Genomic DNA, 14,805 nt, shown 5'->3' on the forward strand with positions numbered 1-14,805 from the left:
AGTGCCAGCCGGTGCTGGCCGCTGGTCTCAATGACTCAAAAAATTGCTTCGGGTGTATTGGCGGATGCGCGTCGCATTGTCGTCAAGGTGGGCTCCAGCCTCGTGACCAACGAAGGCCGTGGCCTGGATGAGGCGGCCATTGGCGAATGGTGCCGTCAACTGGCAGCGCTGGTGCGCGATGGCCGCGAGGTCGTGATGGTGTCCAGTGGCGCCATCGCTGAGGGCATGAAGCGCTTGGGGTGGTCCACCCGTCCCAAAGAAGTGCATGAACTTCAGGCGGCTGCGGCCGTGGGGCAGATGGGCCTGGCTCAGATGTACGAGACCAAGCTGCGAGAGCAGGGTCTGGGCAGCGCCCAGGTGCTGCTGACCCATGCTGACCTGGCTGACCGCGAGCGGTATCTCAACGCCCGTTCCACCTTGCTCACCTTGTTGCGCCTGCAGGTGGTGCCGGTGATCAATGAGAACGACACGGTCGTGAACGACGAAATCAAGTTCGGCGACAACGACACCCTGGGCGCCCTGGTTGCCAACTTGGTGGAAGCGGATGCCTTGGTGATCCTGACCGACCAAAAAGGCCTTTACACCGCAGACCCGCGGCGCGACCCTGCCGCCGAGTTCGTGCATGAAGCCAAGGCTGGCGACCCAGCCCTGGAGGCCATGGCGGGCGGCGCTGGCTCCAGCATTGGCCGTGGTGGCATGATCACCAAGATCCTTGCGGCCAAGCGTGCAGCGGGCTCAGGTGCCTCGACCGTCATTGCCTGGGGTCGTGAGCCTGATGCGCTGGTGCGTCTGACCCAAGGTCAAGCCATTGGCACGCTTTTGGTGGCACAAACGGCCAAGAACCAGGCGCGCAAGCAATGGATGGCCGACCACCTGCAAATGCGCGGTGCGGTATGTGTCGATGCCGGCGCGGCAGCCAAGCTGCGCGATGAGGGCAAGAGCCTGTTGCCCATTGGCATGACGGCGGTTGAGGGCGAGTTCTCCCGTGGCGACGTGATCGCCATCAAAGACCCGTCGGGCGCTGAGATTGCCCGGGGTTTGGCCAATTACGCGAGCGCTGAGGCGCGGCTCATGTGTCGCAAGGCCTCATCTGAATTTGAAAAGCTGTTGGGCTATGCGGCTGAACCCGAGATGGTGCACCGTGATAACTTGGTGGTACAGCGCTGAACACGCTGTGGCCAGAAACAAAAAGAACACCTGGCAGTCGCTGCGAGGTGTTCTTTTTTCATGGGCCTGAGGTCTTGCCTTCAGTGGGGGTTGGCACCATCCGGAGGGAGGTTCTCCAGTTGCTGAGAACTCACCCGAGGGTCAGGCTCGAAGGTCGCGCCGGGCGGCAGTTCGTAGCACGCCGAAGGAGGCAATCGCGAGGAATGCAGATCCATGCCTCCGTCGTTGTCCCGGGTGCGCATGCCACCGCGCAAAAAACGATTGCGGGGTTCCGGGCGCGGCAGAAAGCGGGCCAACTCGGTGAGCGCCATTTCATACACGCCGCGTTTGAACTCCACCACCACATCCAGTGGCACCCAGTAGTCGTTCCAGCGCCAGGCATCGAACTCAGGGTGGTTGGTGGCACGCAGGTTCAGGTCCCAGTCGTGACCCATCAACTGCAACAAATACCAGATTTGCTTTTGACCCTTGTAGTGGCCTCGAGCATCTCTGCGGATGTACCGGTCGGGCACCTCATAGCGCAACCAATCCCGGGTGCGGGCAACGATGCGAACATGCTCCGGATGGAGCCCCACTTCTTCGTGCAATTCCCGAAACATGGCCTGCTCAGGGCTTTCGCCCCGGTCAATGCCTCCTTGTGGGAATTGCCAGCTGTGGGTCCGGATGCGCTTGCCCCAGAACACCTGGTTCTTATGGTTGAGCAGGATGATGCCGACGTTCGGCCTAAAGCCGTCCCGGTCAAGCATAATCAAACCCCAAATTTTTAAACTGAGTCCATTATGCACGGCGCTGCACGTGTCACAAGAGGACTGTCCCCCGAACCCCCCGTATTGCCCCCATGAAAGCCTCCCAATTCTTCATTTCCACCCTCAAGGAAGCACCGGCCGATGCGGAGGTGGTCAGCCACAAACTCATGACGCGCGCCGGCATGATCAAAAAGCTCGGTGCTGGGGTGTACAACTACATGCCCATCGGCCTGCGCGTGATCCGCAAGGTCGAAGCCATCGTGCGCGAAGAGATGAACCGCGCTGGGGCCATTGAGGTCACCATGCCGGTGGTGCAACCGGCCGAGCTGTGGCAGGAGACCGGGCGTTTCGAAAAAATGGGCCCCGAGTTGCTGCGCATCAAGGACCGGCACGACCGCGACTTTGTCATCCAGCCGACCTCTGAAGAGGTGGTGACCGACATCGCGCGTCAGGAGCTGCGCAGCTACAAGCAGCTGCCGAAGAACTTCTACCAAATCCAGACCAAGTTCCGCGACGAGCGCCGTCCGCGTTTTGGCCTGATGCGCGGGCGCGAGTTCATCATGAAGGACGCCTACAGCTTTGACCGCGACCAAGCCAGCGCCAAGGCCAGTTACCAGGTCATGGCCCAGGCCTACCGCCGCATTTTTGACCGCTTCGGCCTGACCTACCGCGCCGTGGCGGCCGACAGCGGCGCCATTGGCGGCGACTTGAGCGAAGAATTTCAGGTGATTGCCGCCACGGGCGAAGACGCCATCGTCTACTGCCCCAGCAGCGACTACGCCGCCAACATCGAAAAGGCCGAGGCCCTGGCCCCGGCCGGCCCGCGCCCGGCGCCGACCCAAGCACTGACCAAGACCGCAACCCCGGGCAAAAGCACTTGTGCCGATGTGGCCGAGCTGCTGGGCCTGCCGCTGGCGCAAACGGTCAAGTCGCTGGTGCTGGCCACCGACACCTTGAACGAGCACGGCGAAGTGGCCAAGAGCCAGGTCTGGCTGCTGCTGCTGCGCGGCGACCACGACATGAACGAAGTCAAGGTCGGCAAGCTGCCCGGCATGGAGGGCGGTTTCCGCTTTGCTACCGTGGCCGAGATCGAAGACCATTTTGGCTGCAAGCCCGGCTACCTGGGCCCGCTGAACCTGCAAAAGCCCGTCAAAGTGGTGGCCGACCGCGAAGTCGCCGTGCTGGCCGACTGGGTCTGCGGCGCCAATGAGGTCGATTTCCACCTGACCGGCGTGAACTGGGGCCGTGACCTGCCCGAGCCCGAACTGGTGGCCGACCTGCGCAATGTGGTGGCGGGCGATGCCTCGCCCGACGGCCAAGGCGTGCTGGCGATCGAGCGCGGCATTGAAGTCGGCCACGTCTTCTACCTGGGCACCAAGTACTCCAAGGCCATGAACGCCACCTTCCTGGGTGAAGACGGCAAGCCGGCCCATTTTGAGATGGGCTGCTACGGCATTGGCGTGACGCGCCTTCCGGCCGCCGCCATCGAGCAAAACCACGACGAGCGCGGCATCATCTGGCCCGACGCGATCGCCCCCTTCACCGTGGTGATCTGCCCCATCGGCATGGACCGCAGCGCCGAGGTCAAGGCCGCTGCCGAGAAGCTGCACGACGAACTCGCCGCCCTGGGCGTGGATGTGCTGCTGGATGACCGTGGCGAGCGCCCGGGCGCCATGTTTGCTGATTGGGAACTGATCGGCGTGCCGCACCGCGTGGTGCTGTCCGACCGGGGCCTGAAAGAAGGCCAGGTTGAGTACCAGCACCGCCGTGACACGGCGGCCAGCAAGGTTTCTGCCGCGGAGCTGCTGTCCTTCCTGAAGGAGCGCGTGGTCCTCTGACGGCCCGTGATGTGAGGGTGTGCCCATGCTGATGTCGAGGCGGCAAAGCCTGCTGCCCTTGCTCGCCGGTTCCTGCCTGGGCTGGGCTGTGCCTTCAGCGCGGGCAGGCTCGCAGGTCGAAGAGCCTTTGGCCGACTCGGTGCGCACGGCCCTGAGTTCGGCCGTGCTGCAGCAAGGCGCGCCCGTGCCCGAGTTTGCAGACACGGCGGCTCGCCTGGTCTATCTGCGCTGGCTGGGGGCCATGAGTGACCGCCTCTGGCACAAAAAGCCCGATTGGTTGGTCCGCAAGGAGTTCCTGCAGACCGTGTGGTACGAGAGCCGCCGTGCCGGCCTGGACACCTCCCTGGTGTTGGGTCTGATCCAAGTCGAGAGCAATTTCCGCAAGTTCGCCGTTTCGTCCGTGGGCGCGCGGGGCTACATGCAGGTCATGCCGTTCTGGACCCGGGTGATCGGCGACGGCGACGCCGGCAAGCTGTTTCACCTGCAGACGAATTTGCGTTTTGGCTGTGTCATCCTGCGTCACTACCTGGACCGCGAGCAGGGCGACGTCTACATGGCTCTGGGGCGCTACAACGGCAGCCGGGGCAAGCCGCAGTACCCGAATGCCGTGTTCGGCGCCCAGCGCAACTGGGTTTACAGCGACGCACCCAACAAGGCTTGAGGACTTCGACCTCGCTCCGGCCAGGCGCGGCCGGGGGCCTCATGCCAGGCTGGGCGGAGGGCGGTCGTCCACGGGATGACGCGTCACCAGCACCTGATCGATGCGGTAGCGGTCCACATCGATCACCTCGAAACGAAACCCCTCCCATTGCACGGTATCGGTGCGCTTGGGGACGCGGCGCAACATCTCCATCAGAAAGCCCGCCAGGGTTTCGTACTGGCCCTCGTGCGGCAGACTGGCCAAATCCAGGGTGCGTTGCACGTCGGCCATCGGCGTCATGCCATCGATGAGCCAGGAGTGAGCATCGCGTTGCACGATCCAGTCCTCGTCTTGCGGGTCGACCAGGCCGCCCATCACGGTGCTCATCACGTCATTGAGCGTGATCACCCCAACGACAAAGCTGTACTCATTGACGATCACGGCAAAGTCTTCATGGGCTTGGCGGAATTGCTCCAACACTTCCGCCAGACTGAGCCGGTCAGGCACCACCAGCACCTTGTGCAGCAAGCCTTCGTCGAGGGGGCTCAGTGGCTGGTTGTTCAGCACGCGCTGGAACAGGTCCTTGGCATCGACATAGCCCAGCAACTGGTCCAGATCGCCTGCGCAGACTGGGTAGGTGGAGAAGGGCTCGGCCAGGATGCGCGCACGGAGGGTGGCCTCAGGGTCGTCCTTCTGGAACCAGGCAATGTGCTCGCGCGGCGTCATGGCGCTGGTCACGACCCGGGTGTCAAGCTCGAACACATTGGCGATCACCTCGTGCTCGCGCTCGGCCAGCTGACCCGAGCGCGCCCCCGCCTCGGTCATGGCCAGGATGTCGGCCGAGGTGATGCGCTCGTCGCGCTGCGCGGGCAGGCCCAGGGCCTTGAACAAGGCGTCGGTGGCGCGGCCGAAAAGCCACACCAGCGGCCCCAGCACCCGCAACAGGGCCTCCATGGTGCCCACCAGGCGCACTGCGGCGCGTTCGGGGGCACTCATGCCCAGGCGCTTGGGCAACAGATCTGCCAGCACGATGAAGAGTGAGATCACCGCCACAAAAGAGGCTGCAAAGCCGAGCCGGCCCGCCAGGGGCTCATCCACCAGCAAGCCCATGAGCTGGCTGAAGTAGGGGCTCAGCGCCCCTTCGCCGACCACGCCGCCCAGGATGGCGATCGCGTTCAGGCCAATTTGCACCACCGTGAAGTAAGGCCCGGGCTGGTCCTGCATGCGCAGCACGCGCTCTGCGCGTGGGTCGCCGGCATCGGCCATCTGGCGCAGCCGAAGGCGGCGCGAGGCGGCCAATGAGATTTCTGCCACCGAGAAAAAGGCACTGACCGCAATCAGGGCGGCAATGATGAAAAGGCTTTGACCAAGGCTCATGGAGGGCCCAGTGAAGGGCATGAAGACGGGGCTTCAGTGTAGCGTGCCGCCTGTGGGAGGGGCTCCTGGCGCGCAGCGAGGAACCCCTCCGATGCAGGGGCTCAACTCATTGCACAAAGCCCATGCGCGGTCGAGAGCCACCTGATCGGGGCAAGTCGTCCGCTTGAATCTGATCGCGCCGGTCCAGCCGGGCGTTGCCAAAGCCGGTCATGAGGGCGCGGCGCATTTCGCGCGGCGCGACCTCGGTCAAGGCGTCCAGCAGATTGTCTCCGGGCTCTTCGTCGAAGTGCTGACCCCAGTCGTGTTGGCGCCGGATGCCCTGGTACAGGCGGCGTGCGATCTCGCGGGCCTGGGCAGGCGTGGGGGCCTCGATCTCAAACACATTCATGCGGTTGAGGATCGGGTCCGGGATGCCGCGTGCGTCGTTGGCCGTGGTGATCCACAACACCTGGCTGGCGTCGATGGAGACTTCGGCAAATTCATCGACGAAGGTGCCTGCCGTGTCGTGCTCCAGCAGGCTGTACAGCGCGCCCAGCGGGTCGTACTGGGCGTCGGCGCTGGCCTTGTCGATCTCGTCGACCACGATCACCGGGTTGGCGTACTGGCCCTCGACCAAGGCCTCAAAGACCTTGCCTGGGCGCGCGCCTTTCCATTGCGAGGAGGCCCCTGACAACAGCCAGCCGGCGGTCATCGAGCTCATGGGCACCAGCGACATGCCCGTGCCCAGCAGGTCGGCCAGTTGCTTGGCGAAATGGGTCTTGCCAATGCCGGGCGGGCCCAGCAGCAGCATGGGGGTGACCTCCAGGCCGTCGCGGCTGTCTTGCGACAGCGCAACATGGCGCTTCACGTCGTCCAGCACCTCGGTGAAGTTGGGCAGGCTTTCGTACAGTTCGGCCATGCGCGGTACGCCATGGGGCTTGACCTGAAAGCGCTCGGGGCCGCGTTCCAGCATGCGCTGGTAGGTGTTGCGCAGGGACTCGTGTTCGTGTTCCGACAACTGGGCCAACTTGCGTTCCACCTCGGCCGGCTGGAACACGCTGCGCATCTGGGCGATGGGCAGTTGGAAGTTCGAAGATTGGGGCACAAGGCTTCGGGATTCCATCGTTCACTCCTCAAGATGAAGGTCACGAGTTCATTCAAGCACAAGACATGCCCGCTCTCAAGGTGAAAAAGCCTGGGGACACTGGGGCTGTTGCAAAAAACAAAAAAGCCACCGCGTCGGGTGGCTTTCTGGCAGGCCGCAAAGCGGCCTGAGTGGGCGGGCAGAACGCTCAGGCGGCCGGGCCGGTGATCACTTGTTGCAGTTCGCCGGACTCGTACATCTCCATCATGATGTCGGAGCCGCCAATGAACTCGCCCTTCACATAGAGCTGTGGAATGGTGGGCCACTGGCTGTATTCCTTGATGCCATGGCGGATCTCCGGGTCTTCCAGCACGTTGACCGTCTTCAGGCCCTTGGGGTCCACGCCGCAGGCCTTCAGGATCTGCACAGCACGGCCGGAGAAGCCGCATTGGGGGAAGCTGGCCGTTCCTTTCATGAACAGCAGCACTTCATTGTTCTTGACCAGGTCATCGATGCGTTGTTGGACGTCACTCATGGTGGGTTTCCTCAGTTCGTGGGCGCCCGCGACACGGGCAAACTGTGCTGATTATCTCAGCCCTGGCCACTGCCCGCCGGAGCAGCGTTCAATGCCTGCCAGGTCGACACGGCTTTGCACCGAACAGAAGCCTCGCGCACTCAACAGGGCACGCACCGCTTCGGCTTGGTCCCAGCCGTGTTCCAGCAGCAGCCAGCCGCCGGTCTGCAAGTGCTCGGGGGCATCCTGCACCAGGCGCTTCAAGTCATCCAGCCCGTCCGCACCACTGGTCAGGGCCCGGCGGGGTTCATGGCGCAGGGCGGCCATGTGCGGGTCGGCCTCGGCGATGTAGGGCGGGTTGGACACCAGCAGCTCAAAGCGTTGTCCGGCCAGCGGGCTGAACCAATCGCCCAGGTGCCAGGTCACGGGCAGGCGCAGGCGTTCGCCATTGGCCTGGGCCACGGCCAGGGCGTCGGCGCTGGCGTCGACCGCACTGACTTGCACGTCGGGTCTTTGCTGGGCGATCGCCAGGGCGATGGCGCCGCTGCCGGTGCCCAGATCGGCGGCACGCAGGCCCGCATGCTGGGGGAGCTGCGCCAAGGCCCAGTCGACCAAGGTTTCCGTGTCGGGGCGTGGGTCGAGCACGCGCGCGTCCACCCGCAGCGTGAGGCCGTAGAACTCATGCTCGCCGCTCAGGTAGGCCATGGGTTCGCCGTCGAGCCGGCGTTGTTGCAGCTCGGCCAAGCGCGCCTGGGCGGCAGGGCTCAGGGGGTCGCTGTCATGGGCCAGCAGCCAGGCACGGTCATGCGGGGCGCGCTGCAAGGCCAGCAGCAGCAGCATCTGAGCCTCGAGCCGGGGCAGGCCGGCCGCCTGACCCTGGGCCAGGGCCTGTTGCACGGTGGGGACGCTGCTCACGCGACCCCCACTTCGAGTTCGGCCAGTTGCTCGGCCTCCTGGGCGGCTTGGAGGGCGCCCAGCACATCGCTCAGGTCGCCTTCCATGATGAAGCTCAGCTTGTACAGGGTGAGGTTGATGCGGTGGTCGGTCAGGCGACCTTGCGGGAAGTTGTAGGTGCGGATGCGGTCGCTGCGGTCGCCGCTGCCGATCAGGCCTTTGCGCAGGGCGGCATCCTTGGCCGCGCGCTCGCTGCGGTCCTTTTCCTGAATCCGCGCCGACAGCACCTGCATGGCCTTGGCCTTGTTGCGGTGTTGGCTGCGGTCGTCCTGGCATTCAGCCACGATGCCCGTGGGCAAGTGGGTGATGCGCACCGCTGAGTCGGTCTTGTTGATGTGCTGGCCGCCCGCACCGCTGGCGCGGTAGGTGTCGATGCGCAGGTCCGTCGGGTTGATCTGCACGGCCTGGGCCTCGTCGGGCTCGGGCAACACGGCCACCGTGCAGGCGCTGGTGTGGATGCGGCCCTGGGTTTCGGTGGCGGGCACGCGCTGCACGCGGTGACCACCAGACTCGAACTTGAGCGCGCCGTAGACATGGTCGCCCTCCAGGCGCAGCACCACTTCCTTGTAGCCACCCAGCTCGCTGTCGCTGGCGCTGACGATCTCGCAGCGCCAGCCGGCGCGCTCGGCGTAGCGCGTGTACATGCGGGCCAGGTCACCAGCGAACAGGGCGGACTCGTCACCGCCGGTGCCGGCGCGCACTTCCAAAAAGGCGTTGCGCGCGTCGTCGGGGTCTTTGGGCAGCAGCAGGCGCTGCAGTTCGCCTTCGAGCTGACTCAGTTCCTCGGTGGCGCTGGCGATCTCTTCTTGCGCCATGTCGGCCATGTCGGGGTCTGCCAGCATCTCGCGCGCATCGCTCAGCTCGGCCTCGCGCTGGCGAAAGCGCTTGTAGCGGCCCGCCACCTGGGTGACGTCAGCGTGTTCGCGCGACAGGGTGCGGTACTGGCCCATGTCGCTCATGATGTCCTCGCGTGAGAGCAGGAAGTCGAGTTCGTCCAGCCGCTGGGCATAGCGGTCAAGTTGCTGGCGGAGAAAGTCTTTCATGAGGCGCTTCTGACAAGAGGCCTGGCGCCAAAGGGGCGCAGGCCGGGAACACAGAAGCCCGCCCCAGCGGGGCAGGCAGGGCGGGCAGGTGACTGCGGCCGCTAACGTTCCTTGCGCAGGAAGAAGTGCTGGATGGCCTGGCTGGCGCGTTCGCGCGAATGGGCGTCGCCCGCGTGCAACTCCGCCATGGCGCCATGCAGCATTTTTTGCGTCAGGCCCTTGGCCAGGGCCTGCAGCACGACTTCGGGGTCGTCGCCCCGGGCCAGCAGCTTGCGGGCGCGCGCCAGTTCGGCTTCGCGCCAGGCTTCGGCCTGCTGGTTGAGTTGTTGGATCAAGGGCACAGCGCTGCGCTGGTCCATCCAGTGCAAAAAGCTTTGCACCCCCGCGTCGATGATGGCTTCCGCCTGGGCCACGGCGGCTTGGCGGTTGGCTTGGCCGGTTTGCACCACGCTGGCCAGGTCGTCCACGGTGTAGAGGTAGACGTCTTCCAGGGCCTTGACCTCGGGCTCGATGTCGCGCGGCACGGCCAGGTCGACCATGAACATGGGGCGGTGACGGCGCAGCTTGAGGGCGCGTTCCACCGCGCCCAGACCGATCAGGGGCAGGGTGCTGGCGGTGCAACTGATCACCGCGTCAAATTCATGCAGGCGGCTGGGCAGGTCGGCCAGGCGCATGACCTCGCCACCAAAGCGGCTGGACAGCTTTTCGCCGCGTTCCAGCGTGCGGTTGGCGATGGCGATGGACTTGGGGTTCTTGGCCGCGAAGTGGGTGGCGGCCAGTTCGATCATCTCGCCGGCTCCGACGAACAGGATGCGGATCTGGCTCAGGTCTTCGAACAGCTGGCCCGCCAGGCGCACGGCGGCGGCGGCCATGCTGATCGAGTGGGCGCCAATCTCGGTCGAGCTGCGCACTTCCTTGGCGACCGCAAAGCTGCGCTGGAAGAGTTGATTCAGCGTGGTGCCCAGGGCGCCCGCGCTTTCGGCGGCGCGCACGGCGTCTTTCATCTGGCCCAGGATCTGGGCTTCGCCCAACACCATGGAGTCCAGGCCACTGGCCACGCGGAAGGCATGGCGGGCGACTTCGTCGTTTTCCAGGGTGTAGGCGTGCGAGCGCAGCAGCGAAGGTGTGACCCCCCCGGTCTCGGCCAGCCAGCCCACGGTGTGGTCCAGCGCGGTGCGAGAGCCGGCGCAGTAGATTTCGGTGCGGTTGCAGGTGGAGATCAGCGCGGCTTCGACCTCAGGGTGGCGCTGGCCACCAAAAGACTGGCGCAGGCCCTGCAGGGTGTGAGGGATTTGATCGACGGCAAAGGCAAAGCGACCGCGCAGGTCGAGCGGTGCGGTCGTGTGATTGATGCCCAAAGCCCAGACTGCCATCGGCGGATTATAAAATTGATCGGCGGCAAAGCGCGATGCTTGAATTTTTCATTCACTATCGCGGTGATCGCTTTTTTCACACCGGATCCATGGGCCCACTTGACCTTTTTTATCACCTGCTGGGCTTTGCGGCGCCGGCCGCCGCCGTGGCTGCCTGGCTGGTGTTGATGGGCCTGTTGATGGGGCGTCAGAACTCTCTGGCCGTTCCCTGGTATGGAAAGTTTGCTATCAATTTCATGGTGGGCTTGATTGCCCTGGGCCTGTCTGTGCTGGTTCTGGGGCGCGACGGCAAGATGGCTGGCTACGGTTTCTTGCTGGTGGCCTGTGCCTCCAGCCAGTGGTTTTTGAGCCGAGGCTGGCGCGCCTGAGGGCGCACACTTTCTTGATCTTTGTCAAAAGTTGGGTGGGCCCCCGCGGGTGAAGCCCCAGGGCTGCCGGCGCCAGCCCCTCTTTCAGCGCTCAGCCCGCCGGGCTGAACAGGTCCACGCGGTCGGTGATGATGCCGTCCGTGCCCAGTTCGATCAGGCGCTGGGCGGCCCAGTCGTCGTTGACCGTGTAGCTCAGCGTGCGCAGACCGGCGCCCTGGGCTTTGGCCACGGTCTCAGCGTCCCACAGCGCGTGGTTCAGTACCACGGCCACACAGCCCAGTTGCACCGCCTTGTCCAGCCAGCCTCGGAACAAGGTGTCGGCCAACAAGCCGCGCGGCAGGTGCGGCGCGGCCTCGGCGGCGCCTTCCAGGGCTTCAATCTTGAACGAGGTCAGCAGCGGCGGCACCGAGGCCGAGGCCCACAGATGGGCTGCGTAGGCGGCCACGATCTCGCCAGTGGCCCGTTCGGTGTCGGGCGTGGGCTTGATCTCGATGTTCAGGAAGAAGCCGTTGTGCAGGCAGTAACGGGCCACGTTCTCGAAGCTCGGAATGCCCTCGCCGGCGAAGGTGCGCGAGTGCCAACTGCCGGCGTCGAGCTGGGCCAGTTCGCCATAGCTCAGCTCGCCTGCGATGCCCCGGCTGTTGGTGGTGCGTTGCAGCGAGGCGTCGTGCAGCAGAAACGGCACACCATCGGCGCTCAGCTTCACATCGCACTCGAACATGGTGTAGCCGAAGCTGGCACCGTGGCGGAAGGCTGCCAGGGTGTTTTCGGGGGCCAGTTTGCCGGCGCCGCGGTGGGCGATCCAGCGCGGGTAGGGCCAGGGGGTGGTCAGGCTCATGGGCGGGGCGCGGTTCAGGTGTTGGGCAGGCGCTTGCTGGTGCTGGCGTCGAAGCGGTGGATCCGGTCAGCGCGGGGGCGCACCAGGATCTGCTGGCCCGTGCGGGGCACGGGCGCGCCTTCTTCCACGCGCACGATGACTTGCTCGCTGCCCAGTCGGCCATAGATCAGGCGCTCGGCACCCAGCAGTTCGACAGTTTCCACGTTCACGGACCAGCCGTCTTGCGCCACCACGTCCAGGTGTTCGGGGCGGATGCCGGTGATCACGCCGGGCTCAGCGCCCGGGCAGGCCTGCAGCAGGTTCATCGACGGCGAGCCGATGAAACTGGCCACAAAGGTGGAGGCCGGGCGGTGGTACATCTCTTCGGGGGTGCCGAACTGCTCCATCACACCACCGTTCATGACGATCATGCGCTGGGCCAGGGTCATGGCCTCGACCTGGTCGTGGGTCACGAACAGCGAGGTGATGCCCAGTTCTCGGTGCAGTTTCTGGATTTCCAGTCGGGTCTGGCTGCGCAGCTTGGCGTCCAGGTTGGACAGCGGCTCGTCGAACAAAAAGACCTGGGGCTGGCGCACGATGGCGCGGCCCATGGCCACGCGTTGGCGCTGGCCCCCGGACAGTTCGCGCGGCTTGCGGGCCAGCAGGTGTCCCAGCTCGAGGATGGCGGCGGCCTTGTCCACGCGTTGCTTGATTTCGGCCACGGGCACCTTGGCGATCTTCAGGCCGTAGGCCATGTTCTCGAACACGCTCATGTGCGGGTACAGCGCGTAGTTCTGGAACACCATGGCGATGTCGCGCTCGGCGGGCTCCAGGTCGTTCACGACCCGGGCGCCGATGGCGATCTCACCACCGCTGATTTCTTCCAGGCCAGCCACCATGCGCAGCAGGGTGGACTTGCCGCAACCCGAGGGGCCGACGATGACGATGAACTCACCGTCCTGGATCTCGGCGTTCACGCCGTGGATGACTTGGTTGGCCTTGGGGCCTTTGCCGTAACGTTTGACGACATTGCGCAGGGAAATGGATGCCATGTTGGTGTGCTCTTGTCTTATTTCTCGGTGTCGACCAGGCCCTTGACGAACCACTTCTGCATCAGCACGACCACCAGGGCCGGGGGCAGCATGGCCAGCATGGCGGTGGCCATGACCACGTTCCAGTCCACGGGCGATTCGCCCGCGCCAATCATTTGCTTGAGGCCGATCACGATCGGGTACATGTCTTCACTGGTGGCCGCGATCAGGGGCCACAGGTACTGGTTCCAGCCGTAGATGAACTGGATCACGAACAGTGCCGCGATGCTGGTGGCCGACAGGGGCACCAGGATGTCCTTGAAGAAGCGCAGGGGACCGGCGCCGTCCATGCGGGCGGCTTCGACCAACTCGTCCGGTACGGTCAGGAAGAACTGCCGGAACAAGAACGTGGCCGTGGCCGAGGCAATCAGCGGCACGGACAGGCCGGCAAAGCTGTTGATCATGCCGAGGTCGGCCACCACCTGGTAGGTCGGGCCAATGCGCACTTCCACGGGCAGCATCAGGGTGATGAAGATCAGCCAGAAGCACAGGCTGCGCAGCGGAAAGCGGAAGTACACCACCGCAAAGGCCGACAGCAGCGAGATGCTGATCTTGCCCACGGTGATGATCATGGTCACCACAAAGCTGACCCAGATCATGCGCGCCACGGGGGCCGAGCCGCCGCTGCGGCTGCTGCCCGTCAAAGCGGCCTCATAGCTGGCCCAGAAGTTGGAGCCCGGCCACAGGGGCATGGGCGCTTGCATGATGTCTTGCGCGGTGTGGGTGGAGGCCACAAAAGCCAGGTAGATCGGGAAGGCTACGATCAGCACGCCCACGATCATGATGGCGTGGGCCAGCAGGTTCAGCAGGGGATTGCGTTCAACCATGGCAGTCTCCCAGACAGTCGAAGAGGGAATGAGGAGCGCGCATCAGTACTGCACCTTCTTTTCAACGTAGCGGAACTGCACCACGGTCAGGGCGATGACGATCACCATCAGCACCACCGACTGCGCAGCCGAGGAGCCAAAGTCCATGCCACGGAAGCCGTCAAAGTAGACCCGGTACACCAAGGTCGAGGTGGCTTTGCCCGGGCCGCCTTGGGTGGTGGCGTCGATGATGGCAAAGGTGTCGAAGAAGGCGTAGACCATGTTGATCACGCCCAGGAAGAAGGTGGTCGGCGACAGCAGCGGGAACTGGATGGTCCAGAAGCGGCGCCAGGGGCCAGCGCCATCCATGGCAGCGGCCTCGACCAGCGACTTGGGGATGGAGTTCAGGCCCGCCAGAAAGAACAGGAAGTTGTAGGAAATCTGCTTCCACACCGCCGCCATCACCACCAAGCCCATGGCGTGGCCTGAGTTGAGCAAGTGGTTCCAGTCAAAGCCCAGTTTGCGCAGCGTCCAGGCCACCACCCCGATGGAGGAGGAGAACATGAAGGACCACAGCAGGCCCGACACCACCGGCGCCACCGCGTAGGGCAGGATCAGCACGGTTTTGTACAGCGTGGCGCCGCGCACGATGCGGTCAGCAAACACCGCCAGCAGCAGCGCAATGCCCAGTCCCAGCACCGTGACCAGCACCGAGAACACCACCGTGGTCTGGAAGGATTCCAGGTAGGTGGGGTCGTTCCAGAGCGCGCGGAAGTTGTCCAGGCCCACCCAGGTGACCGTGGTGCCGAAGGCGTCTTGCTGTTGCAGGGACTGCAGCAAGGCTTGGCCCGCAGGCCAGAAGAAGAAGACGCTGACGATCAGCAACTGGGGTGCCAGAAGCACCCACGGCAGCCAGGTCGAGCGAAACAAAACACGTTTTTCCATACTTAGGGTGCCCCGTTGAGCCAAACAGCCCGCCCACGAAGGCGGGCGGGCTGTTTCAGGAGG

Annotated in this window: 15 protein-coding genes; 4 read left to right on the forward strand and 11 right to left on the reverse strand. The window is 64.6% G+C overall.

What is annotated here, in order from left to right; genetic code table 11:
• Nucleotides 1-30: 30 nt before the first annotated feature.
• Entirely contained in the window at nt 31-1,167 is a 1,137-nt protein-coding gene (gene proB / locus PSQ39_RS17020; RefSeq protein ID WP_273928039.1) for a glutamate 5-kinase, read from the forward strand.
• 80 nt (nt 1,168-1,247) lie between these two features.
• Here the strand turns inward: proB and PSQ39_RS17025 are convergent, their stop codons facing one another.
• A complete protein-coding gene (locus PSQ39_RS17025) occupies nt 1,248-1,913 on the reverse strand; it encodes an RNA pyrophosphohydrolase (protein WP_273928205.1) in 666 nt (221 codons plus the stop codon).
• A gap of 92 nt (nt 1,914-2,005) precedes the next feature.
• Between PSQ39_RS17025 and PSQ39_RS17030 the strand changes: the two genes are divergently transcribed.
• Both PSQ39_RS17030 and PSQ39_RS17035 read left to right on the forward strand, forming a co-directional pair.
• Entirely contained in the window at nt 2,006-3,751 is a 1,746-nt protein-coding gene (locus PSQ39_RS17030; RefSeq protein ID WP_273928040.1) for a proline--tRNA ligase, read from the forward strand.
• A 25-nt stretch (nt 3,752-3,776) separates the two neighbouring features.
• Nucleotides 3,777-4,412 carry a lytic transglycosylase domain-containing protein gene (locus PSQ39_RS17035; protein WP_409242050.1) on the forward strand — a complete coding sequence of 212 codons (636 nt, stop codon included), beginning with the start codon at nt 3,777-3,779 and terminating at the stop codon, nt 4,410-4,412.
• 39 nt (nt 4,413-4,451) lie between these two features.
• Here the strand turns inward: PSQ39_RS17035 and PSQ39_RS17040 are convergent, their stop codons facing one another.
• The 6 genes from PSQ39_RS17040 to hemA all read right to left on the reverse strand — a co-directional run bounded on the left by PSQ39_RS17040 (nt 4,452) and on the right by hemA (nt 10,715).
• The gene (locus PSQ39_RS17040) at nt 4,452-5,768 is read right to left on the reverse strand and encodes a hemolysin family protein (RefSeq protein ID WP_273928041.1); all 1,317 of its coding nucleotides are present in this window, start codon (nt 5,766-5,768) and stop codon (nt 4,452-4,454) included.
• A 106-nt stretch (nt 5,769-5,874) separates the two neighbouring features.
• Complete coding sequence (locus PSQ39_RS17045; protein ID WP_273928042.1) at nt 5,875-6,870, reverse strand: AAA family ATPase; 996 nt, start codon at nt 6,868-6,870, stop codon at nt 5,875-5,877.
• A gap of 169 nt (nt 6,871-7,039) precedes the next feature.
• Nucleotides 7,040-7,366: a Grx4 family monothiol glutaredoxin gene (grxD, locus tag PSQ39_RS17050; RefSeq protein WP_273928043.1), complete on the reverse strand. Its 327-nt coding sequence runs from the start codon at nt 7,364-7,366 to the stop codon at nt 7,040-7,042.
• A 51-nt stretch (nt 7,367-7,417) separates the two neighbouring features.
• Nucleotides 7,418-8,260 (reverse strand): peptide chain release factor N(5)-glutamine methyltransferase, encoded by an 843-nt coding sequence (gene prmC / locus PSQ39_RS17055; protein WP_273928045.1) that lies wholly within the window; start codon nt 8,258-8,260, stop codon nt 7,418-7,420.
• Entirely contained in the window at nt 8,257-9,342 is a 1,086-nt protein-coding gene (gene prfA, locus PSQ39_RS17060; protein WP_273928046.1) for a peptide chain release factor 1, read from the reverse strand. The genes prmC and prfA overlap by 4 nt, the downstream gene beginning before the upstream one ends.
• A 101-nt stretch (nt 9,343-9,443) precedes the next feature.
• Nucleotides 9,444-10,715, reverse strand: a complete 1,272-nt coding sequence (gene hemA / locus PSQ39_RS17065; protein ID WP_273928048.1) for a glutamyl-tRNA reductase — start codon at nt 10,713-10,715, stop codon at nt 9,444-9,446.
• An 89-nt stretch (nt 10,716-10,804) separates the two neighbouring features.
• On the opposite strand from hemA, the gene PSQ39_RS17070 reads away from it, so the two are divergent.
• On the forward strand, nt 10,805-11,083 hold the full coding sequence (locus PSQ39_RS17070; protein WP_273928050.1) for a hypothetical protein: 279 nt from the start codon (nt 10,805-10,807) through the stop codon (nt 11,081-11,083).
• A gap of 91 nt (nt 11,084-11,174) precedes the next feature.
• Here the strand turns inward: PSQ39_RS17070 and ugpQ are convergent, their stop codons facing one another.
• Genes ugpQ through ugpA form a run of 4 tightly spaced genes read right to left on the reverse strand, consistent with a single transcriptional unit; the run spans nt 11,175 to nt 14,742 of the window.
• Nucleotides 11,175-11,921, reverse strand: coding sequence for a glycerophosphodiester phosphodiesterase (ugpQ, locus tag PSQ39_RS17075; protein ID WP_273928051.1), 747 nt, complete (start codon nt 11,919-11,921; stop codon nt 11,175-11,177).
• A 14-nt stretch (nt 11,922-11,935) separates the two neighbouring features.
• Entirely contained in the window at nt 11,936-12,952 is a 1,017-nt protein-coding gene (gene ugpC / locus PSQ39_RS17080; RefSeq protein WP_273928053.1) for a sn-glycerol-3-phosphate ABC transporter ATP-binding protein UgpC, read from the reverse strand.
• A gap of 17 nt (nt 12,953-12,969) precedes the next feature.
• Nucleotides 12,970-13,818: a sn-glycerol-3-phosphate ABC transporter permease UgpE gene (ugpE, locus tag PSQ39_RS17085; protein ID WP_273928055.1), complete on the reverse strand. Its 849-nt coding sequence runs from the start codon at nt 13,816-13,818 to the stop codon at nt 12,970-12,972.
• A 42-nt stretch (nt 13,819-13,860) separates the two neighbouring features.
• Nucleotides 13,861-14,742 (reverse strand): sn-glycerol-3-phosphate ABC transporter permease UgpA, encoded by an 882-nt coding sequence (ugpA, locus tag PSQ39_RS17090; protein WP_273928057.1) that lies wholly within the window; start codon nt 14,740-14,742, stop codon nt 13,861-13,863.
• Nucleotides 14,743-14,805: the final 63 nt, after the last annotated feature.

Origin of the sequence: Curvibacter microcysteis (assembly GCF_028649455.1) — a bacterium.
GTDB classification, from domain to species: domain Bacteria; phylum Pseudomonadota; class Gammaproteobacteria; order Burkholderiales; family Burkholderiaceae_C; genus Curvibacter; species Curvibacter microcysteis.